Here is a 19,958-nt window from a genome sequence, read left to right as displayed (position 1 = left end):
AAGAAAGCCCTCGCCGGGAAACCGGCGGGGGCTTTCTGCATTTCCAAGCCCTTTCAGGGCAGCGGCGGGAGCGGTACCGGGGTGGTGGTCGAGGTGTTGCCGTTGACGTCGACGAGGTTCTGGGCCTTGGTGGGGTCCCTCAGGTCGACCGCGTTGACGAAGACGGTGTCGGAGGCTCGGTCGAGCAGGACCTGGCCGCTGTGGGCGTCCAGCAACTCGTCGATCTTCGGGTGGGACACCCAGGAGGGGGCCGACGGGAGGTGCGGCAGGAGGGAGGCGGGGACGGCGGTGCGGTCGACGTCCTTGGAGGTGGTGGGGTAGTGCTGGACCTGGGGGAACTCGGCCGGCTGTGCGGGGAGTTGGCCGATGATCTTCGCGACCTGACCCGGGGGGAGCTGGGCGACAGCGCAGTAGAAGAGGTCGGTCGGGCCGGGGATGGCGCGGTCGGGGGTGTAGTCGTTCGAGGAGATCTCGGTCCAGTGGGCCGAGAGGACCGGGCCGAGGCGGGCCAGGGCGCCACGGATGAAGGCCGGGTCGCTGACGGGCTCGGGCGCTTCGATGACCGAGTCGGTTGCCGAGGCGGTGTTCTTGTGGCCGGTGTCGCAGCCGACCAGGGCCAGGGATGACAGGCCGATGGTGCTGAGCAGGAGGAATTCCCTGCGCTTCATGTGGTGCCCCCCCGAAGGTTACTGATGACCGGTCAATTGGATCATCGAGGGAGCCGTGGCGGGATACGCCGGAGGTACCGGGGGCGTACGCCTCAGGTAGGGCTCAGAGGCGGCCGGCGGCCTTGAGGGCGAGGTAGGTGTCGGCGAGGGCCGGGGGGAGGGCTGCGGGTGGGGCGTCGAGGACGGTGACGCCGCGGCGGGTGAGGAGGGTGGCGGTGCGGGCGCGGTCGGCGCGGGTCTGCTCGGCGGCTGCGGCGGCGTAGACGTCCTGGACGGTGCCGCGGGTGGTGGCGAGTTCGTCGAGGCGGGGGTCGGCGACGGAGGCGAGGACGAGCTCGTGGCGCTTGGTGAGGAGGGGGAGCTGGGGGAGCAGGCCCTCCTCGACGGGGCCGGCGTCGAGGCCGGTGATCAGGACGATCAGGGAGCGGTGGGGGGCCAGCCGGAGGGTGGCGGAGGTGAGGGCGCGCAGGTCGGTCTGGACCATGGCCGGCTGGAGGGTGGCCATCGCCTCGGTGAAGGCGGGGAGCACGTCGGAGGCCGAGCGGCCGACGACGGTGCGGCGCTTGTGGGAGTCGTGGGCGAGGAGGTCGACCCGGTCGCCGGCCTTGGTGGCCAGGGCGGCCAGCAGGAGGGCGGCGTCGAGGGCGGCGTCCAGGCGGGGGGCGTCGCCGACGCGGCCGGCGGAGGTGCGGCCGGTGTCGAGGACGATCAGGACGTGGCGGTCGCGTTCGGGGCGCCAGGTGCGGACGGCGACGGTGTGCCGGCGGGCGCTGGCGCGCCAGTCGATGGAGCGGACGTCGTCGCCGGGGAGGTACTCGCGCAGGGAGTCGAACTCGGTGCCCTGACCGCGGGTCAGGATCGAGGTGCGGCCGTCGAGTTCGCGCAGGCGGGCCAGGCGGGAGGGCAGGTGCTTGCGGCTGGCGAACGGGGGGAGGGCGCGGACCGTCCACGGCACCAGGTGGGAGCCCTGGCGGGCGGCCAGGCCGAGCGGGCCGTGGGAGCGGACGGTGACCCGGTGGGCGTGGTGGTCGCCGCGGCGGGTGGGGAGCAGGTGGGTGGTGATCCGGCGGCGCTCCCCCGCAGGGATGGTGAGGGCGTGCCGGGAGGCCTCGAAGGAGGTGCCGGGGCGCCAGGTGGAGGGCGGCCAGGCGTCGCGCAGACGGGCCCGCAGGGGGCGCCGGGAGGGGTTGGTGACGGAGAGTTCGACCGTGGCCGGCTCGCCGAGGCGGACGGTGGTGTCGCCGGTGCGGGTGAGCACCAGGGACCGTACCGGGGCCGCCAGGGCGAGGTCGGCGAGGACGGCGAGCAGGAGCGGGCCCGTGACCGCGGCGATCCCGGCCCAGGAGGGCAGCAGGAGGCCCACGACCAGCGCGCCGAGCGCGGCGATGAGGGCGGTGCGGCCGGTCAGGGCCATGGGTGACGCTCCTTCGGGCAGTACGGGTCAGCGCGGGGCCGGGGTCTGGGCCAGGACGGCCTGGATGACGGAGTCGGCGGTGACGCCCTCCATCTCGGCCTCGGCCCGGAGCTGGACCCGGTGGCGCAGGGTGGGCAGGGCGAGGGCCTTGACGTCGTCGGGGGAGACGTAGTCGCGGCCGGCCAGCCAGGCCCAGGCGCGGGAGGCGTTGAGCAGGGCGGTGGCCCCGCGCGGGGAGACGCCGATGGAGAGCGACGGGGACTGCCGGGTGGCCCGGCAGAGGTCGACGATGTAGGCCAGCACCTCGGGGGAGACGGTGAGCTTGGCGATCTCGGCGCGGGCGGCGGTGATGTCGGCGGGGCTGGCCACCGGGCGCACGCCCGCGGCGGCGAGGTCGCGGGGGTCGAAGCCGGAAGCGTGCTTGGCGAGCACCTGGTACTCCTGGTCCCGGGTGGGGAGCGGGAGCACCAGCTTGAGCAGGAAGCGGTCGAGCTGGGCCTCGGGCAGCGGGTAGGTGCCCTCGTACTCGACCGGGTTCTGGGTGGCCGCGACCAGGAACGGGACGGGGAGCGCGCGGGGTTCGCCGTCGACGGTGACCTGGCGCTCCTCCATGGCCTCCAGCAGGGAGGCCTGGGTCTTCGGGGGAGTGCGGTTGATCTCGTCGGCCAGCAGCAGGTTGGTGAAGACGGGGCCGGGCTGGAAGGAGAACTCGGCGGTGCGGGCGTCGTAGACCAGGGAGCCGGTGACGTCGCCCGGCATCAGGTCGGGGGTGAACTGGATGCGCTTGGTCTCCAGGCTGAGGGCGGTGGAGAGGGTGCGGACCAGCAGGGTCTTGGCGACGCCGGGGACGCCCTCCAGCAGGACGTGGCCGCCGCAGAGCAGGGCGACGACCAGGCCGGTGACGGCGGCGTCCTGGCCGACCACGGCCTTGCCGATCTCGGCGCGCAGGGCGGTGAGCGCGGCCCGGGCGTCGGTGGCGGCGGCCGGGGCGGCCGAGAGGGTGGCACCGTCCTCGGGGGTCGGCTTGCTGAGGGAGGTGGTGGCCTGCTCGGTCACGGCTGTCGTACCTGCCTTTCCAGGGCGTCGAGGGCGTCGGTGAGCCGCAGCAGGGCGGCGTCGTCGGTGGGTGCGTCGCCGTACAGCAGCGCGTGGAGGTCGGCGGCGGGGCGGTCGAGGCGGTCGGCCAGGGCGGTGCACAGGGCGGTCGGGTCGGGTTCGCCGGTGTGCAGGGGGATGCCGAGGGCGGGGGCGGTGCGGTGGCGGGCGGCGCGGCGCAGGGCGTCGGCGGCCCGGCCGCGGGCCTTGGCGCGCTGGTAGAGCCGGGCCCGGCCCTCGGTGGTCTCGGCGGCCCGGACGACCACCGGCAGCTGCTCGGTGACCACCGGGCCAAGCCGGCGGGCGCGCCAGAGGGCGGCCAGGGCGGCGGCCACGGCGAGCTGCAGGGCGGCCCAGTTCCAGCCGGCCGGGATGTGGTCGGTGAGGCTCCTGGGCTGCTCGGCCTGCGGGCCGGAGTAGTCCGGGAGGTACCAGACCAGGTGGTGGCGGGAGCCGAGCAGGCCGAGGGCGAGCGAGGCGTTGCCCTCCTCGGCGAGCCGCTCGTTGGTGAGGAAGCGGCCGCTGCCGAGGACCACGGTCTCGCGGGAGCCCGGGTCGGTGTGGCGGACCAGGGCAGGGCGGCCGTTGGTGGGGTAGCAGCCGGTGTCGCCGGGGCCGGGCCGGTAGAGCAGGCCGCCGACCTCGGCGGTGCCGGCCCGGGCGGCCTCGGGCAGGGAGCAGCCGGGGGCGGTGGCGGTGGACTTGGTGAGGTGCGGCTCGCCGGAGGAGTCGTTCGCGGTGGTGATGCCCGGGGCGAGCTGGGTCAGGGTGTCGTTGTCGGGGCCGATCAGCACCAGGCGGCTGTCGCTGCCGCGCTTGCGGGCGGAGACCGGTCCGAGCTGACCGGGCGTCAGCGGGACGCTGAGGGGCAGCACCACGGTGGTGCCGGGAGCGGCCAGGGCTTCGGAGAGCTCGTCCTGGGTGGCGGCGGTGCGGACGTCGACGTCGCGCTGTTCGAGCAGGCGGACCACGGCCCGGGTGCCGTGCGGATCGGGGTCGCGCGGGTGGAGCGGGGGGTACTCGCGGTGGTCGTCCAGGCCGGTGACGAGCAGTCCGCCGACCAGGACGACGGCAGCGCCGAGCAGGAACCAGCGGCCGCGACGCCAGATCCGGCCCCAGCCGGGGAAGACCCGCAGTGCGGTGCCGACGGTCGGCGCGGGCCCCTCCGACGGTGCGTCAGGAGCGGTTGCCGGCGCGGCGGGTGCGGGGGCCGGGGCGGTGGTGTCGGTGCTCACGCGGTGCTCCCGGCGAGGGTCGGCCGGCTGGTGGTGACGGCCCGGTCGAGGTCGAGCAGGGCCTGGTAGGCGGCCGCGTCGGCGGTGTGCTCGCCGTAGACCACGTCGTCGAAGGTGCGGGCGGCGCGGCGCAGGGCCTCGGAGTGCTCGGGGAGCACCCGGCCGGCCTCGGCGGCGGCCTCGTCCGCGGTCCGGCCGGGACGGACGTCGAGGAGCGTGCGCTCCTCCAAGCCGCGTATCAGGGCGCGCAGTTGCTCGCGCACGGCGTCGGCCCAGGCGCCCGCCGCCGCGTGGGCGGCGGCGGTCGCGCGGTGCTCGGCGGCGGTGGCCGGGCGGTCGGTGCCGAACAGGTCCGGGGCGGTGCTGCGGGCCGCCCGGCGCGGGGCGCCGAGACGCCACCACAGCAGCCCGGCCAGGACGGTCAGGACGACCAGGAAGAGCGCCACGGAGGTGATGCCGTGGGTGGCGATGCCGACGGCGCCGAAGGCCTTGTCGAGCTGCTCGACCACCCAGTTCCAGATCCGCTGCAGCAGGCTCGGATCGTGGTGGTGGTACGCCGGGTCGAGCCGTTCGATCCGGGCGGCGTCCCGGGCCGCGTCACGCTCCTCGGTGACCGGGACGCCGGCGGCCAGCGGGGCCCACTCCCCCCAGTTGGGCATCAGCTTACCTGCGGTCCGGTCTGGTCGGGGGCGGTGTCGGCCGGGCCGGCGGCGGGTGACGGTGCGTCGGCGGGCGCGCTCGCGGCGCGGGCCAGCTCGATGTCCAGGCCCTCGCGGCGGATCCGGCGGTCGACGTAGAGCAGCACGTTGATCGCGGCGACCAGCGGGATGGTGATGCAGGAGGCCAGGATGGCGCCGATCGAGAGGATCAGGATCAGCGACGGCGGGGTGGTGGCGCCGAACACGCCGAAGTCCGAGTTCGGGGTGAACTGGTCCTCGCCGAGCGTGGCCATGCCGATGACGGTGAACGGCAGCACGAAGACGGTGGCGATCAGTCCGGCGATGAACTGACCGAGGGCGGTGATGCCGAAGGTGCGCCACCAGGCGCCCTTGACGAGGCGTCGGGAGCGCGAGAGCGCGGTGAAGACGCCCTGCTTCTCCAGCATCAGGGCCGGGGCGGCCATGCTGAGCTGGACCATCAACCAGAGCATCACGGCCAGGCCGGCGAGCAGCGGCAGTACGGCGAGGCCGATCAGTGCGCCGTCGGCGTCGGCGACGGCGAGCACCAGCATCGGCGCCATGGCGACCAGGGCGATGCCGACCATGATCAGGGTGGTGATCACGGTGAGCCCGAAGAGCTTCAACAGCTGTGGCCGGGCGGCGGCCCAGGCGGCGCCGAGGGTGGCGCGCTGTCCGAGGATCGCCTTGCTGACCACCATGGTGAGCAGGCCGGAGGCGATGATGCCGAGCAGCATCGCGAACAGGTAGGCGGCGATGCTGAGGACGGCCGGGCCGATCGCATCGGGCTGCTCGTAGCCCCACCACTCGGCGCCGGCGGTGAGCGACTGCTCGGCGACCGCGACGCCGAGGGAGAGGCCGATGGTGGAGCGCCAGTAGCGGCGCACGGTGGTGAAGGCACCGTCCAGCAGCTCGCCGACGGAGAGCGGGCGGAGCGGGATGACGCCGGGCTTCGGGCTCGGCGGCTGTCCCCAGCCCGGGGCGCCGCCCCACTGCTGACCGCCGCCCCAGCCGGGCTGCGGACCGTACGGGGGCTGCTGGCCCCAGCCGGGCTGCTGCCCGTGGGGGGCCTGCTGTCCGTACGGGGGCTGCTGGCCGTAGGCGCCGGCGTAGGGGCCCGGCGCGGGCGGCGGGACCGGCGGCGGCACGGGGCCGGCCTGCGGCGGGACGGGCGGGGCGGTGGCCGCGGCGGGAGCTGGAGCGTCCGACGTCCCGGCGTCCTCTCGGGGCGGCTCGGGTGAGCCGGGCGAGGCCCAGCCCGGAGTGTCGGTCATCACTGCTCCCGTCGAATCGGTACTCTGTGGCGCCCATCGTGCCACGGCACTGTTCGGCGCTCGCAGGGATATCCCGGCCCGGTCCTGGGCCCGGTCCTGGCGGGGGGCGAACTCTGCGACGATATGACTGACTTGGCGGGCACGAGCACGCCAGATTGGCACGGCTGTGCGGCAGGTCACAATCCGGTAATGAGAGGATGGACGCATGAAGGGACGTGTCCTCGTCGTCGATGACGACACCGCACTGGCCGAGATGTTGGGCATCGTGCTTCGTGGTGAGGGTTTTGAGCCGTTTTTCGTCGCGGACGGGGACAAGGCACTAGCCGCGTTCCGGGAGACCAAGCCTGATCTGGTCCTCCTCGATCTGATGCTGCCCGGGCGGGACGGGATCGACGTGTGCCGTCAGATCCGCTCCGAGTCCGGCGTGCCGATCGTGATGCTCACCGCGAAGACCGACACCGTCGACATCGTGGTCGGACTGGAGTCCGGCGCCGACGACTACGTCGTCAAGCCGTTCAAGCCCAAGGAGCTGGTGGCCCGGGTCCGCGCCCGGCTGCGCCGCGCCGAGGAGCCGACGCCGGAGCAGCTGACGATCGGCGATCTGGTGATCGACGTGGCCGGTCACTCCGTGAAGCGGGAGGGCCGGGGCATCCCGCTGACCCCGCTGGAGTTCGACCTGCTGGTCGCGCTGGCCCGCAAGCCCTGGCAGGTGTTCACCCGCGAGGTGCTGCTGGAGCAGGTCTGGGGTTACCGGCACGCCGCCGACACCCGTCTGGTGAACGTGCACGTGCAGCGCCTGCGCTCGAAGATCGAGAAGGACCCGGAGCGTCCGGAGATCGTGGTCACCGTCCGCGGTGTCGGCTACAAGGCCGGGCCCAGCTGACGTGACGCAGCAAGCTGACGACTCCCCGTCGGGCACCGCCGCCGACGGGGAGTCCACCGTTCGCGGGGACGTGTTGAGCTCCACCACCACCGGTGGCCGCCGCCCCCGGCGCGGCCCGGTGGCACTCTTCGCGCTGGTGGCCCGTCAGTTCCGGCGTCCCTTCCACCGGGTGGTGGCGCTGTACCGGCGCTCCATCCAGGTGCGGGTGGTGGCCGCCACCCTGCTGCTCTCGCTCGCCGTGGTGCTGGTGCTGGGCGTGGTGGTGGTCGCCCAGGTCCGCACGGTGCTGCTGGACGCCAAGAAGCACTCGGCGCAGAACCAGGCCCGGGGCGGCTTCGAGATCGAGCAGGACAAGATCAACGACGCGATCAACCTGCAGGCCACGGTCGGTGCCAACACCGACCCGACCCGGGTGAAGACCAGCACCTGGCTGATCAAGCAGGTCTCCGACCTCGCCACCGGCGGCAGCGGGGTCTACTCGGTGATCGCCCTGGTGCCCAACAGCGACGAGGTGCAGAGCTCGTCCAGTGCCGCGCTGCGCGGCGCGTACGGCTCCGGCGAGATCCTGCCGGCCTCGATCTCGCCGGCCCTGCGCGCCCAGGTCGCCGCGAACCCCGGGCAGATGTTCGAGCAGACCGCCGAGGTGCAGCGGGCGACCGCGCCCGGGAAGGCTCCGAAGGAGGAGCCGGGCCTGATCATCGGTCAGCAGTTCCGGGGCCCGGACGGGACCACGCAGTACCAGCTGTACTACGTCTTCTCGTTCGCCCAGGAGACCAGCTCGCTCGGGCAGGTCACCGGCACGCTGGCGACCGCCGGGGTGTTCGTGGTGATGCTGCTCGGCGGCATCGCCTGGCTGGTGGTCCGTCAGGTGGTCACCCCGGTGCGGATGGTGGCCGGGATCTCGGAGCGGCTGGCCGCCGGGCACCTGGAAGAGCGGATGAAGGTCACCGGCTCCGACGACATCGCCCGGCTCGGCGAGTCCTTCAACCGGATGGCCAACGCGCTGCAGGCGCAGATCCGGCAGCTGGAGGAGCTCTCCCGGGTGCAGCGGCGGTTCGTCTCGGACGTCTCGCACGAGCTGCGCACCCCGCTGACCACCGTCCGGATGGCGGCGGACCTGATCTACGACAGCCGGGACGACCTGGACCCGATGGCGGCCCGCTCGGCGGAGCTGCTCCAGGGGCAGCTGGACCGCTTCGAGTCGCTGCTCGCCGACCTGCTGGAGATCAGCCGGTTCGACGCGGGCGCGGCGATCCTGGACGCCGAGCCGGTGGACCTGCGGGACATCGTCGGCCGGGTGGTCGAGGCGGCCGACCCGCTGGCGCAGGCCAAGGGCAGTGCGGTGATCATCCGGGGCGGCGAGGAGCCGGTGGTCGCCGAGGTGGACTCCCGGCGGATCGAGCGCATCCTGCGCAACCTGGTGGTCAACGCGCTGGAGCACGGCGAGGGCCGGGACGTGGTGATCCGGCTCGGTTCGGCCGAGGGCGCGGGTCGCGGTCGGCGTCCGGGACTACGGCATCGGGCTCAAGCCCGGCGAGGCCTCCCGGGTGTTCCACCGCTTCTGGCGGGCCGACCCGTCCCGGGTGCGGACCACCGGCGGCACGGGCCTGGGCCTGTCGATCGCGGTCGAGGACGCGCACCTGCACGGCGGCTGGCTGCAGGCCTGGGGCGAGCCGGGCGGCGGCTCGCACTTCCGGCTCACCCTGCCGCGCACCCGCGGCGGGGAGATCAGCCGGGCGCCGTTCCGGCTGGAGCCGGAGGACTCCCGGCACAACCGGGGACTGGCCAGCGCGGGCCCGTACCGGCGGGCCAGGCCGGCCGGGGCGACCGCGCTCACCTCGGCCGAGCAGACGGCGGAGGTCCCGGAGACGCCGGAGGGCCAGGCCACGGGCTTCGGCCCCGGGCTGGGCGGCGTGCTGAGCATCGGACCCGGGCTGGGCAAGACGCCGTCGGCCCCGGTGGCCGACCCCTCGGACGTCCGGGCCGCTTCGGCGGGGTACGGTGCGACCGGCGCACACGTGGTGGTGGACCGGTCGGCGGCCAGGCCGGCGGACGCGCCGTCGGCCGGCGCGGATGCCGGTGGGAGCGACTCGGAGGGGGAGCGGCGTGCGGAGGACGGACAGGACTGACCGGCGGCTGCTCCGCGCGCTCGGCGCGGTGCTCGCCCCGCTGGTGGCCGCGGGCTGCGTCTCGATGCCCTCGGACGGCTCGCCGGAGCGGGTCGGCAGCCCGGCGACCGCCGCTCCGGAGAACCTCCAGGTGCGGGTCTACCCGGCGCCTCCGCACCCTGGGGACGATCCGGAGAAGCTGCTCACCGGCTTCCTGGACGCGGCCAACGCCGACGAGGCGACCTACGCGACAGCCAAGCAGTACCTGACGGCGGCGGCGCTGCGGAAGTGGCAGCCGGAGACGCAGGTGGTGGTCCTGGGCTCGCAGGCCCGGTACACCGTCTCGCTGGCCGCGGGCTCCGACCGGGCCGAGGTCCAGGTGCAGGGCGGCCAGATAGCCGAGTTGGACCGGCACCGCACCTACCGGCCGACCCCGGGCACGTCGTCCAGCCAGACCTCCCCGTACGACCAGCGGTTCAAGCTGGTGCGGGAGACCGAGGGCAAGAACAAGGGCGAGTGGCGGATCGACGACCTGCCGGACGGGCTGATCACCGATCTGACCGAGTTCAAGAACGGCTACCGGGCGGTGCACCGCTACTTCCCGACCCGGGAGGACCCCTCGGCCGAACCGGGCCCGCAGGCGGTGCTGGTGCCCGACCCGATCTACGTGCGCCGCCGGGTGGACCCGCTCACCGCCGCCGCCCAGGCGCTGGCCGACGGACCGTCGGCCTGGCTCGCCAAGGGGGTCCGGACGGCCTTCGGCGAGCAGGTCGCGATCGTGGGCGCCGTCACCGTCAACGACTCCAACGCGGCCACCGTGAAGGTGGACGTGCCGGACCTCGGCGCCGAGCCGGGGCGCTGCGGCGAAATGGCCGCGCAGCTCTTCCACACCCTGTCCGACGTCCAGGGCAAGCGGCTGACCCAGCTGACCCTGAACGGGCAGAAGGGCACCTGCCTGGCCGTCGGCGACACCGTGCTGCGCCCGCCGGGCGCGCTGGCCGGCGGGGTGTTCGGGACCAGGCAGTACTACCTGGACCAGGCGAAGGGCCAGCTGATGCAGACCGCGGACTCCGACGGGAGGGGCACTCCGGTCCCGGGCGAGCTGGGGGCGGAGAACGGCTCCCTCCGCCCGAGCGGCTTCGCGGTCCGACGGGACGGCGTGGCGGCGGCCGCGATCGGGGCGGACGGCCACGAGCTGTTCCTGGTCGACCTGGCCGCCAACAGCACCAAGGGGGAGCGCGTGCACCGGAGCGGTGGCGTGCTGAGCTCGCCGAGCTGGGACGGCTGGAACAACCTCTGGCTGGTGGACCCGGCAGCCGACTCCGGGGTGGTCATGGTGCGCGGCCGGACGGTGGTGCCGGTCCACGTCGGAGGGCTGGGCGGCGGGAAGGTCCAGTCGCTGCGGGTCTCCTCGGACGGCACCCGGATCGCCCTGGTGGTGAACGAGGGCGGCAAGACCACGCTCAGGCTCGGCATGGTCCTGCACACCGGGAGCCAGACCAGGCCGGGGGCCGAGGTGGTGGGCCTGCGGGCGGTGGCCTCGGTGCTGAGCGAGGTGGTCTCGGTGGCCTGGGCCGACACGGACCAGCTGCTGGTGCTCGGCAAGGAGCAGGACAAGCTCCAGCAGCTGCACTACTTCGGCACCGACGGTTCGGTCAGCGCGGACGTGCCGCTCCAGGGCGGTGACTCGATGACCTCGGTCTCGGCGACCGAGGCGCGGAACACCGGCAGCAAGGAGCTGCTGCCGCCGGTGCTGGCCACCTCCGCCGACCAGGTCTACCGGCTGTCGGGCAGTCAGTGGGTCGAGCTGGCGTCGGGCCTGAAGGGCCGTCAGTTCTCCTACCCGGGCTGACCGGTGGCCCGCTGGGCGGCGGCCACGGTGGCGGCGGCGCGGGGTGGGTGGCCGAGGGCGGTGAGGGCCCGGGCGGCTTCGGCGAGAGAGGCTCCGGTGGTCACCAGGTCGTCCACCAGCACGGCCTGACGGCCCGCCAGCAGGCGGGCGGCGCCCGGGCGGGCGGTGAGCGCGCCGTGCAGGTTGGCGTGCCGCTGGGCGGCCGTCAGGCCCGCCTGGTCGGCCACCGCGCGGCGGTGGCGCAGCAGGTGCGCGGCCCGGACGGGGTGGCCCCGCCGGCGCAGCTCGCGGGCGGCGGCCCGGGCCAGGCGCAGCGTCGGGTCATGGCCGCGGGCGCGGGTGGCGGCCCGGGTGGAGGGCACGGGCACCAGCAGGGCCGGGCCGGGGCCCAGCAGGGGGGAGCACCGCGGCGGCCAGGGCGCGGCCGAGCGGGGCGGCCAGGCGCAGGGCCCCGCGCTCCTTGTGGGCGAGCAGCAGTTGGCGGACCGGGTCGGCGTAGCGGGTGGCGGCGTGCACCGGGGGCAGGCCGGCCGGGCACGGGTGCGGGGTGGCCGGGCCGGGGCGGGCGGTGTCCAGGGCGGCGCGGCAGCCGGGGCAGAGCGGGGTGCGGCCGGTGCGGCAGCCGGCGCAGCGGGCGGGCAGCAGGAGGTCGGCCAGTTCGAACAGGGCGTGGGCGGTCATGGTGACTCCCGGTGGTCGGCCCGTACCAAACGGTGGGCCGTCCGGGGCATGTTGTCCAGGTGTTTACCGGTTTTTCACCCGCGTGAGGGTAAACAGGACGGAACAGTCCTCCAGCCGACCGGGGATGGCGAAATCCCGGTGTGAGGTGTTCGATGAGGCTCCAAGGGGTTTCAAGCGCTTCTGGTGGGGAGGAAGTGAGGTGAGGGCCAGTCCCTCCCAGCGCCCCCGGGAGCCCCGGTGGTGATGGTGAAGCGGCTGGTCCGGCTGGGTCTCAGTCCGGTCCGGGAACGTTCCGGCCCGGCGTCAGCACGAGGGATCGGAGTTCTGCGTGGACATCGTCGTCAAGGGCCGCAAGACCGAGGTGCCCAAGAGGTTCCGAGAGCACGTGGCCGAGAAGCTGGAGAAGGTCCAGAAGTTCGACGGCAAGGTGATCAGCCTCGACGTCGAGGTGTCCAAGGAACACAACCCGCGCCAGGCCGACCGGTCCGAGCGGGTGGAGATCACGATGCGCACCCGCGGCCCGGTGATCCGGGCCGAGGCCGCCGCCGCTGACCCGTACGCGGCGCTCGACCTGGCCTCCGCGAAGCTGGACGCGCAGCTGCGCAAGTCCGCCGACCGGCGGCGGGTGCACAAGGGCGGCAACGGCCGCACCCCGATCAGCGTCGCGGAGGCGACGGCGGCGCTGGCGTCGCTCCCCGAGGTGGAGGAGCCCAGCGCCGGGGTCAACGGCACGGCCCGCAAGACCATGATGGGATCGCTGGAGGTGGAGGGCGACGGACCGCTCGTCGTCCGGGAGAAGACGCACGGCGCCGCGCCCATGTCGCTGGACCAGGCGCTGTACGAGATGGAGCTCGTCGGCCACGACTTCTACCTCTTCGTGGAGAAGGACAGCGGCCTGCCGAGCGTGGTGTACCGGCGGCACGGCTACCACTACGGCGTGATCCACCTGGCCACCGACGGCACGAACGTCGGCCCGGCCAGTGACGCCGGCGGTGCGATCGGCGGCCCGGACCAGGACTGACGCACAGGAGGCGATGCGGGTGACCCCCGGTGGCGGCTGCCACCGGGGGTCACCCGTTCCGGGAGGGGCGACGGCGGAGGGTGATCGACCGCGGGCGCTTCGTGGAATGATGTGCCGACACTGACCGGGCGGCGGGGAGGGGCGGATGGGGGAGCGATTCGGTCTGACGGGCGGACCGCCGGGGGACGCGGACGAACCGCCGCACCGGGACGAGCCGATCCGGGTCCTGGTGGTGGACGACCACGCGCTGTTCCGCCGGGGCCTGGAGATCGTGCTGGCGGAGGAGCCCGACATCCGGGTGGTGGGCGAGGCCGGGGACGGCGCGGAGGCGGTGCTCAAGGCGGCCGACCTGCTGCCCGACATCATCCTGATGGACGTACGGATGCCGCGGCGCAGCGGGATCGAGGCCTGTACCGCGATCAAGGACGTGGTGCCCAGCGCCAAGATCATCATGCTGACCATAAGCGACGAGGAGGCCGACCTCTACGAGGCGATCAAGGCGGGTGCCACCGGCTACCTGCTGAAGGAGATCTCCACCGACGAGGTCGCCACCGCGATCCGGGCGGTCGCCGACGGGCAGTCGCAGATCAGCCCGGCGATGGCCTCCAAGCTGCTCACCGAGTTCAAGTCGATGATCCAGCGGCGGCCGGACGAGCGGGAGCTGCTGCCGGCGCCCCGGCTCACCGACCGCGAGCTGGAGGTGCTCAAGCTGGTCGCCACCGGGATGAACAACCGGGAGATCGCCAAGGAGCTCTTCATCTCCGAGAACACCGTGAAGAACCACGTGCGCAACATCCTGGAGAAGCTGCAGCTGCACTCCCGGATGGAGGCCGTGGTCTACGCGATGCGGGAGAAGATCCTGGAGATCGGCTGACCGCCGACCTCCAGGCCTGACCCTCCGTCAGCGGGCCTGCAGCTCCAGGAAGGTGCGCACGGCGGACTCCAGCGCGCCCTCGATCCAGGCCGGCTTGAGGCTGGTGTGCTCGCCCGCGAAGTGCACCCGGCCCTCGGGCCGGCCGGCCGCCGGGTGCAGCTCGTGCAGCTGCCCCGGGGTCGGGATCACCGCCTCGCCCAGGGCGTACCGGGCCCGGGCCCAGGACTGGGTGACGCCGACGCCGGTGAACTCGCGGCGCACCTGGGGGCCGAACAGCCGCTCCAGGTCGTCCAGCGCGAAGGCGTACCGCTCGCCCGGGGTCAGCGAGTCCCAGCGCATCGCGTCGTCGGACCAGGTGTACGAGGCCAGCACCACCCCGCCGGGGGCGCCGCCCGGGGCGTGCGAGGGGAAGTAGGTGAAGCGGCTGGCGCTGTCCGAGACGCAGCCGCCGCCGGTGAAGCCGTTCGGACCGTCCTCCCAGAAGCGGCGCTTGAACTCCAGCAGCACCTTGGTGGCGGAGTCGTAGTGCAGCTCGGTGACGGCGCGGCGCTTGGGGTAGGACATCAGCGGCTCGATCCGGCAGAACCGCAGCGCGCTGAACGGGATGGTGACCAGGGCGTAGTCGCCCTCGAAGACCTCGGTGCGGCCGTCGGGGGCGCCGTCGCAGGACTCCTCGTCGCCGCTCTCGCCGACCGTCTCGATCCGCACGCCGGCGGCGCTCTGGGACAGCCTGGTCATCCGGCGGCCCATCCGCAGCTCGGCGGCGAGCGGGGCGGCCAGCGCGGTGGTGAGGGTGTCGGTGCCGCCCTCCAGCTCCCAGTAGCGGTTCGCGGGGTTGATCAGGGCGTGGTCGATCAGGGTCGGGACGAGGGAGTAGTGCAGCCGGGAGGTGATGTTCTCCAGCGTCCCGGCGGCCTGGACGGACGCCTCGTCCCAGCCGGCCTCCTCCCGCAGGAAGCGGCGGGTGGAGTGGTAGCCGTAGCGGGAGAAGACCTCCGTCCAGCCGTCCAGGCGCCGGGCGATGTCGCCGGGCGGGACGGTGGCCGGCTCGAAGGCGGCGTGCACGGCGGCCGCGGCGGTGGAGGCGAAGCGGGCGCCGAAGGAGCGGTTGAGCTCGCCGGGGTCGCGGGCGTAGTCGGCCTTGGCGGTGGTCAGGCCGTTGACCGCGAGCAGGGTGCGGAAGACCGGGGGCGGGCGCGGTGAAGGGGGTGTCCGGGCCGTTGCTCCAGACCTCGCCGGTGAAGGAGCGGTGGGTCACCGGGGGCACCGGACCGAGCGCCCGGGTGCCGGGGGCGATGTCGGCGTTGAAGAACAACCGCCGCTTCAGGCCCAGCTTGTCGGCCAACGCCAGCACCAGGGGGTGGAAGTCGGGAAGCCGCATCGCGCCGGCCTCCGCGTACAGCCGCTCGTCGCTGAACATGCCGCGGAAGGTCTTCACCCGGCCGCCGACCCGGTTCGCGTTCGCCTCCAGGACCACCACCTCGTGGCCGGCCCGCTTCAGCAGGGTGGCCGCCGTCAGCCCGGCCACGCCCGCGCCGACCACCAGCACCCGCTTCCGGCCGGTGGTGGGCGGCAGCTGACCGTCGATCAGGACCTTGAGGTACTCCAGGGTCAGGTCGGTGCGCTCGTCCTCGCCGACCATCAGCATCTCCCGGGCCAGGCCCCGGCTGACCGCCCCGTCCGCCCGGGTGCCGCCCGTGGCCGGGCGGGCCGGCGCGGCGGTGGCCGGGCGGGGCGCCAGGCCGACGGCGCCCAGGTTGACCGCGCCCAGGGCGGCGGCCGCTCCGAGCAGGGTGCGGCGTGTGGTGGTCAGGCCCATGCGGTGCTCCGAATCGGTGGTGCGGAAGGACACCACCGGGCAACGGCCCGGGGCCCGGCGGGACACGCCGGGCCCGCCGGGATCACCCGATCAGCTTCTCCAGGGCGCGGCGCAGGCCCTCGTCGGACAGCCGCTCCACCCGGACGGCGGTGCAGCCCACCCACCCGGCGGCCTCGCGCAGCGCGCCGGCCAGCGCCTCCAGGTGGCGGGGCGAGTCCAGCGAGACCTGACGGGCCACCAGGGTCCTCCCCTCCCGGGCCGGATCGACCCGGCCGACCAGCCGGCCGCCGGTCAGCAGCGGCATCGCGAAGTAGCCGTGCACCCGCTTCTCCTTCGGGGTGTAGGCCTCCAGACGGTGCGTCAGGCCGAAGATCCGCTCCGTCCGCGGCCGGTCCCAGACCAGCGAGTCGAACGGCGACAGCAGCGTGGTGCGGTGCCGCCCGCGCGGGGCGGTCTCCAGCGCGGCCGGGTCGGCCCAGGCCTGCGCGCCCCAGCCGGCCACCGTCACCGGGACCAGGCCGGACTCCGGCAGGGCCGCGTCGAAGTGCTTCGCCTTCAGCCGGTAGTAGTCCATCAGGTCGGCCCGGGTGGCCACCCCGAGCGCCGTGCCGGCCTGGGCCACCAGGCGGCGCACGCACTCCGCGTCGGAGGGCTCCTCGGCCAGGTGCTCGGCCGGGATCGCCTGCTCGGCCAGCGCGTACACCCGCTTCCAGCTGCGCCGCTCGGTGCAGACCACGTCGCCGAAGGCCAGCGCCTTCTCCACCGCGACCTTGGTGTCCGACCAGTCCCACCACTCCGAGGTGCGCTTGGCGCCGCCCAGCTCGGTGGAGGTCAGCGGGCCCTCCGTGCGCAGCTGGTCCAGCACCTGACGGTACGTCCGCTCCTCGGTGCTGCGGCCCCAGACGTGACCGTTGGACCGGTAGGAGCGGCGGCGGAAGCCGAACAGCGGCCACTCCTCCACCGGCAGGATGCAGGCCGCGTGCGACCAGTACTCGAAGGAGGTGCCGCCGCCCCAGTACGCCGCCTCCACCGCCGGGCGGCCGACCGCGCCGAGGCGCGCGTACGGCACCAGCTCGTGCGAGCGGGCCAGCACCGAGATGGTGTCCAGCTGGACCGCGCCGAGGTGCCGGAGCACGCCGCGCACCCCGCCCCTGCGGTCGGGCGCGCCGAGCAGCCCCTGGGCGCGCAGCGCGATCCGGCGGGCCTCGTCGGCGGAGAGTTCGAGGACGGGTGCAGGCGTGGCGGTCATGCCGCGCAGGGTAGACGGAGGGACTGACAGCGGGGGGAGCCGGAGCGGGAACCAAGTCAGGTCCCGGCGCGTACAACCTGAGCGAGGGCCGGAGGGTGACCGAAATGTCCGCACTGGAGCGCAATCGGCCGTTGTGCCCCCACGGGTGACACGGGAATACCGTGCTGACGCACCTCCCGGCGCGTTGGCTCCCTCGCATACGATGGCCCGTGCGGTGGGGTCGACCCACCGTGCTGCCGTCCAACGCCGAACAGGCAAGGAGCCCGCCCTAGTGTCCGTCTTCGACAAGATCCTGCGCGCCGGTGAGGGCAAGGTCCTTCGCAAGCTCCAGCGGATTGCTGCCCAGGTCAACTCCATCGAAGAGGACTTCGTCAACCTCAGCGACGAGGACCTGCGGGCACTCACCGACGAGTACAAGCAGCGGCTCGCCGACGGCGAGACCCTGGACGACATCCTCCCCGAGGCCTTCGCCACCGTCCGCGAGGCGGCCAAGCGGGTGCTCGGCCAGCGCCACTACGACGTCCAGCTGATGGGCGGCGCCGCGCTGCACCTGGGCTACGTCGCCGAGATGCGCACCGGCGAGGGCAAGACCCTGGTCGGCACCCTGCCCGCGTACCTGAACGCGCTGAGCGGCAAGGGCGTGCACCTGATCACGGTCAACGACTACCTCGCCGAGCGCGACTCGGAGTGGATGGGCCGGGTGCACCGCTTCCTCGGCCTCGAGGTCGGCGTGATCCTGGGCAACATGTCGCCCGCCGAGCGCAAGCGGCAGTACGCCTGCGACATCACCTACGGCACCAACAACGAGTTCGGCTTCGACTACCTGCGCGACAACATGGCGTGGTCGCAGGACGAACTGGTGCAGCGCGGCCACAACTTCGCGATCGTCGACGAGGTCGACTCGATCCTGATCGACGAGGCCCGCACCCCGCTGATCATCTCCGGCCCGGCCGACCAGGCCACCAAGTGGTACGCCGACTTCGCCAAGCTGGTGCTGCGCCTCAAGCGCGACCGCGACTACGAGGTCGACGAGAAGAAGCGCACGGTCGGCGTCCTGGAGGAGGGCGTCTCCCGGGTCGAGGACTACCTCGGGATCGACAACCTCTACGAGTCGGTCAACACCCCGCTCGTCGGGTTCCTGAACAACGCCATCAAGGCCAAGGAGCTCTACAAGAACGACAAGGACTACGTCGTCATGAACGGCGAAGTCATGATCGTCGACGAGCACACCGGCCGCATCCTGGCCGGCCGCCGCTACAACGAGGGCATGCACCAGGCGATCGAGGCCAAGGAGGGTGTGGAGGTCCAGAACGAGAACCAGACCCTGGCCACCGTCACCCTGCAGAACTTCTTCCGCCTCTACGACAAGCTCGGCGGCATGACCGGTACCGCCACCACCGAGGCGGCCGAGTTCCACCAGATCTACAAGCTCGGCGTGGTGCCGATCCCGACCAACAAGACCCCGCTGCGCATCGACCAGCCGGACCTGATCTACAAGTCCGAGCCTGCCAAGTTCGCCGCCGTGGTCGAGGACATCGTCGAGAAGCACGAGAAGGGCCAGCCGGTCCTGGTCGGCACCGTCTCGGTCGAGAAGTCCGAGTACCTCTCGCAGGAGCTGCGCAAGCGCGGCGTCCCGCACGAGGTCCTCAACGCCAAGCACCACGAGCGCGAGGCGCAGATCGTCGCCCAGGCGGGCCGTCGCGGCGCCGTCACGGTGGCCACCAACATGGCCGGCCGCGGCACCGACATCATGCTCGGCGGCAACGCGGAGCACCTCGCGGTGGCCGAGCTGGCGCAGCGCGGCATCACCGAGATCGACACTCCGGAGGAGTACGAGGCCGCCTTCCCGGCCGCCCTGGAGAAGGCCAAGACCGCCGTGAAGGCGGAGCAGCTCGAGGTCCAGGAGCTGGGCGGCCTGTACGTGCTCGGCACCGAGCGGCACGAGTCGCGGCGCATCGACAACCAGCTGCGCGGCCGTTCCGGCCGTCAGGGCGACCCGGGCGAGTCGCGGTTCTACCTGTCGCTGGGCGACGACCTGATGCGGCTGTTCAAGGCCGGGATGGTCGAGCGCGTGCTGGCCATGGCCAACGTGCCGGAGGACGTGCCGATCGAGTCCAAGATGGTGACGCGGGCCATCGCCTCGGCGCAGACCCAGGTCGAGCAGCAGAACTTCGAGATCCGCAAGAACGTCCTCAAGTACGACGAGGTGCTGAACCGTCAGCGCGAGGTGATCTACGGCGAGCGTCGTCGCGTGCTGGAGGGCGAGGACCTGCAGGAGCAGGTCACGCACTTCATGGACGACACCGTCGAGGCGTACGTCAACGCCGCGACCGGCGAGGGCTTCGAGGACGACTGGGACCTGGACAAGCTGTGGGCGGCGCTCAAGCAGCTGTACCCGGTGACGCTGGACCTGGAGGAGCTCGAGGAGGAGGCCGGCGGGCCGGCCGGGCTCACCGCCGAGTTCCTGGTCAAGGCGCTGCAGGAGGACGTGCAGGGGCAGTACGGCGCCCGTGAGGACGCGCTCGGCGCGGAGATCATGCGGGAGCTGGAGCGGCGCGTGGTGCTGTCGGTGCTCGACCGGCGGTGGCGTGAGCACCTCTACGAGATGGACTACCTCCAGGAGGGCATCGGCCTGCGGGCGATGGCCCAGCGCGACCCGCTGGTCGAGTACCAGCGCGAGGGCTTCGACATGTTCTCCGCGATGATGGAGGGCATCAAGGAGGAGTCGGTCGGCTACCTGTTCAACCTGGAGGTCCAGGTCGAGCAGCAGGTCGAGGAGGTGCCGCTCGCGGACACCGAGGAGACCCTCGCCAAGCTGGAGAAGGACCAGGCGGCCGGCCGCCCGGAGATCAAGGCGAAGGGCCTGGAGGCTCCGAAGCCGCAGCGTCTGCACTACACCGCCCCGTCGGTGGACGGCGACGAGCACGTCATCGAGGGCGACTTCGAGGACGGCGTCGAGGACGGCGACGGGCTGACCCGGGCGGAGCGGCGCAAGGCCGCCCGCGCGGCGAAGGGCCGCCGCAAGAAGTAACGCGTAGCTGTACGCGGTCGCCCGGAAGGGCAGCGCCTCAGGGGCGCGAGGAACTGCGCGAAGGGGAACGGCAGCAC

The 19,958-nt window shown here is 73.3% G+C and carries 15 protein-coding genes and 2 pseudogenes; 6 read left to right on the top strand and 11 right to left on the bottom strand.

Annotated elements, in window-relative coordinates:
* Positions 1-53: 53 nt before the first annotated feature.
* The 6 genes from ABD946_RS36480 to ABD946_RS36455 all read right to left on the bottom strand — a co-directional run bounded on the left by ABD946_RS36480 (position 54) and on the right by ABD946_RS36455 (position 6,363).
* Complete coding sequence (locus ABD946_RS36480) at positions 54-668, bottom strand: hypothetical protein (RefSeq protein WP_345289998.1); 615 nt, start codon at positions 666-668, stop codon at positions 54-56.
* A 103-nt stretch (positions 669-771) separates the two neighbouring features.
* Positions 772-2,082, bottom strand: a complete 1,311-nt coding sequence (locus tag ABD946_RS36475; protein WP_345289997.1) for a DUF58 domain-containing protein — start codon at positions 2,080-2,082, stop codon at positions 772-774.
* A gap of 27 nt (positions 2,083-2,109) precedes the next feature.
* Positions 2,110-3,138 (bottom strand): AAA family ATPase, encoded by a 1,029-nt coding sequence (locus ABD946_RS36470; RefSeq protein ID WP_380149640.1) that lies wholly within the window; start codon positions 3,136-3,138, stop codon positions 2,110-2,112.
* Positions 3,135-4,412, bottom strand: a complete 1,278-nt coding sequence (locus ABD946_RS36465) for a DUF4350 domain-containing protein (RefSeq protein WP_345289996.1) — start codon at positions 4,410-4,412, stop codon at positions 3,135-3,137. The genes ABD946_RS36470 and ABD946_RS36465 overlap by 4 nt, the downstream gene beginning before the upstream one ends.
* Entirely contained in the window at positions 4,409-5,071 is a 663-nt protein-coding gene (locus ABD946_RS36460) for a DUF4129 domain-containing protein (protein ID WP_345289994.1), read from the bottom strand. Before ABD946_RS36460 ends, ABD946_RS36465 begins: the two co-directional genes overlap by 4 nt.
* On the bottom strand, positions 5,071-6,363 hold the full coding sequence (locus ABD946_RS36455; protein WP_345289993.1) for a DUF7847 domain-containing protein: 1,293 nt from the start codon (positions 6,361-6,363) through the stop codon (positions 5,071-5,073). Before ABD946_RS36455 ends, ABD946_RS36460 begins: the two co-directional genes overlap by 1 nt.
* 205 nt (positions 6,364-6,568) lie before the next feature.
* On the opposite strand from ABD946_RS36455, the gene mtrA reads away from it, so the two are divergent.
* The 3 genes and pseudogenes from mtrA to ABD946_RS36440 all read left to right on the top strand — a co-directional run bounded on the left by mtrA (position 6,569) and on the right by ABD946_RS36440 (position 11,206).
* Positions 6,569-7,246 carry an MtrAB system response regulator MtrA gene (mtrA, locus tag ABD946_RS36450; protein WP_104816374.1) on the top strand — a complete coding sequence of 226 codons (678 nt, stop codon included), beginning with the start codon at positions 6,569-6,571 and terminating at the stop codon, positions 7,244-7,246.
* 73 nt (positions 7,247-7,319) lie between these two features.
* Positions 7,320-9,375 (top strand): annotated as a pseudogene (gene mtrB, locus ABD946_RS36445) (MtrAB system histidine kinase MtrB).
* Positions 9,376-9,505: 130 nt separating this feature from the next.
* Positions 9,506-11,206 carry an LpqB family beta-propeller domain-containing protein gene (locus ABD946_RS36440; RefSeq protein ID WP_345289999.1) on the top strand — a complete coding sequence of 567 codons (1,701 nt, stop codon included), beginning with the start codon at positions 9,506-9,508 and terminating at the stop codon, positions 11,204-11,206.
* Here ABD946_RS36440 and ABD946_RS43195 read toward each other — a convergent pair.
* Together ABD946_RS43195 and ABD946_RS43190 are read right to left on the bottom strand one after the other, a co-directional pair.
* Positions 11,194-11,568, bottom strand: a complete 375-nt coding sequence (locus ABD946_RS43195; protein ID WP_425558794.1) for a ComF family protein — start codon at positions 11,566-11,568, stop codon at positions 11,194-11,196. The two genes, ABD946_RS36440 and ABD946_RS43195, sit on opposite strands and share 13 nt — an antisense overlap.
* Positions 11,528-11,887, bottom strand: a complete 360-nt coding sequence (locus ABD946_RS43190; protein ID WP_425558792.1) for a hypothetical protein — start codon at positions 11,885-11,887, stop codon at positions 11,528-11,530. The genes ABD946_RS43195 and ABD946_RS43190 overlap by 41 nt, the downstream gene beginning before the upstream one ends.
* 328 nt (positions 11,888-12,215) lie before the next feature.
* On the opposite strand from ABD946_RS43190, the gene hpf reads away from it, so the two are divergent.
* Together hpf and ABD946_RS36425 are read left to right on the top strand one after the other, a co-directional pair.
* Positions 12,216-12,908: a ribosome hibernation-promoting factor, HPF/YfiA family gene (hpf, locus tag ABD946_RS36430; protein ID WP_345289991.1), complete on the top strand. Its 693-nt coding sequence runs from the start codon at positions 12,216-12,218 to the stop codon at positions 12,906-12,908.
* A gap of 145 nt (positions 12,909-13,053) precedes the next feature.
* Positions 13,054-13,782 carry a response regulator gene (locus ABD946_RS36425; RefSeq protein ID WP_345289990.1) on the top strand — a complete coding sequence of 243 codons (729 nt, stop codon included), beginning with the start codon at positions 13,054-13,056 and terminating at the stop codon, positions 13,780-13,782.
* A 27-nt stretch (positions 13,783-13,809) separates the two neighbouring features.
* On the opposite strand, the gene ABD946_RS36420 is transcribed toward ABD946_RS36425, so the two are convergent.
* From ABD946_RS36420 to ABD946_RS36410, 3 genes and pseudogenes are all read right to left on the bottom strand, one after another.
* Entirely contained in the window at positions 13,810-14,847 is a 1,038-nt protein-coding gene (locus tag ABD946_RS36420) for a flavin monoamine oxidase family protein (RefSeq protein WP_345289989.1), read from the bottom strand.
* A gap of 250 nt (positions 14,848-15,097) precedes the next feature.
* A pseudogene (locus ABD946_RS36415) lies at positions 15,098-15,424 on the bottom strand (flavin monoamine oxidase family protein); the annotation flags it as partial.
* Between the two features lie 259 nt (positions 15,425-15,683).
* Positions 15,684-16,850 carry a winged helix-turn-helix domain-containing protein gene (locus ABD946_RS36410; protein ID WP_345289987.1) on the bottom strand — a complete coding sequence of 389 codons (1,167 nt, stop codon included), beginning with the start codon at positions 16,848-16,850 and terminating at the stop codon, positions 15,684-15,686.
* 271 nt (positions 16,851-17,121) lie between these two features.
* Between ABD946_RS36410 and secA the strand changes: the two genes are divergently transcribed.
* The gene (gene secA / locus ABD946_RS36405) at positions 17,122-19,881 is read left to right on the top strand and encodes a preprotein translocase subunit SecA (RefSeq protein ID WP_345289986.1); all 2,760 of its coding nucleotides are present in this window, start codon (positions 17,122-17,124) and stop codon (positions 19,879-19,881) included.
* Positions 19,882-19,958 lie beyond the last annotated feature (77 nt).

The organism is Kitasatospora albolonga (genome assembly GCF_039535905.1).
In the GTDB taxonomy this organism is placed as follows: Bacteria; Actinomycetota; Actinomycetes; order Streptomycetales; family Streptomycetaceae; genus Kitasatospora; species Kitasatospora albolonga.
Note: the sequence above shows the minus strand (reverse complement) of the source record. Positions and strands in the feature narration are given on the sequence as shown.

What these genes read in the sequence shown, in the direction of transcription:
- ABD946_RS36455 (WP_345289993.1), bottom strand. Translation starts at nt 6,363, where the DNA reads ATGACCGACACTCCGGGCTGGGCCTCGCCCGGCTCACCCGAGCCGCCC.
- ABD946_RS36410 (WP_345289987.1), bottom strand. Translation starts at nt 16,850, where the DNA reads ATGACCGCCACGCCTGCACCCGTCCTCGAACTCTCCGCCGACGAGGCC.
- ABD946_RS43190 (WP_425558792.1), bottom strand. Translation starts at nt 11,887, where the DNA reads ATGACCGCCCACGCCCTGTTCGAACTGGCCGACCTCCTGCTGCCCGCC.
- ABD946_RS36480 (WP_345289998.1), bottom strand. Translation starts at nt 668, where the DNA reads ATGAAGCGCAGGGAATTCCTCCTGCTCAGCACCATCGGCCTGTCATCC.
- ABD946_RS36460 (WP_345289994.1), bottom strand. Translation starts at nt 5,071, where the DNA reads ATGCCCAACTGGGGGGAGTGGGCCCCGCTGGCCGCCGGCGTCCCGGTC.
- ABD946_RS36425 (WP_345289990.1), top strand. Translation starts at nt 13,054, where the DNA reads ATGGGGGAGCGATTCGGTCTGACGGGCGGACCGCCGGGGGACGCGGAC.
- mtrA (WP_104816374.1), top strand. Translation starts at nt 6,569, where the DNA reads ATGAAGGGACGTGTCCTCGTCGTCGATGACGACACCGCACTGGCCGAG.
- ABD946_RS36475 (WP_345289997.1), bottom strand. Translation starts at nt 2,082, where the DNA reads ATGGCCCTGACCGGCCGCACCGCCCTCATCGCCGCGCTCGGCGCGCTG.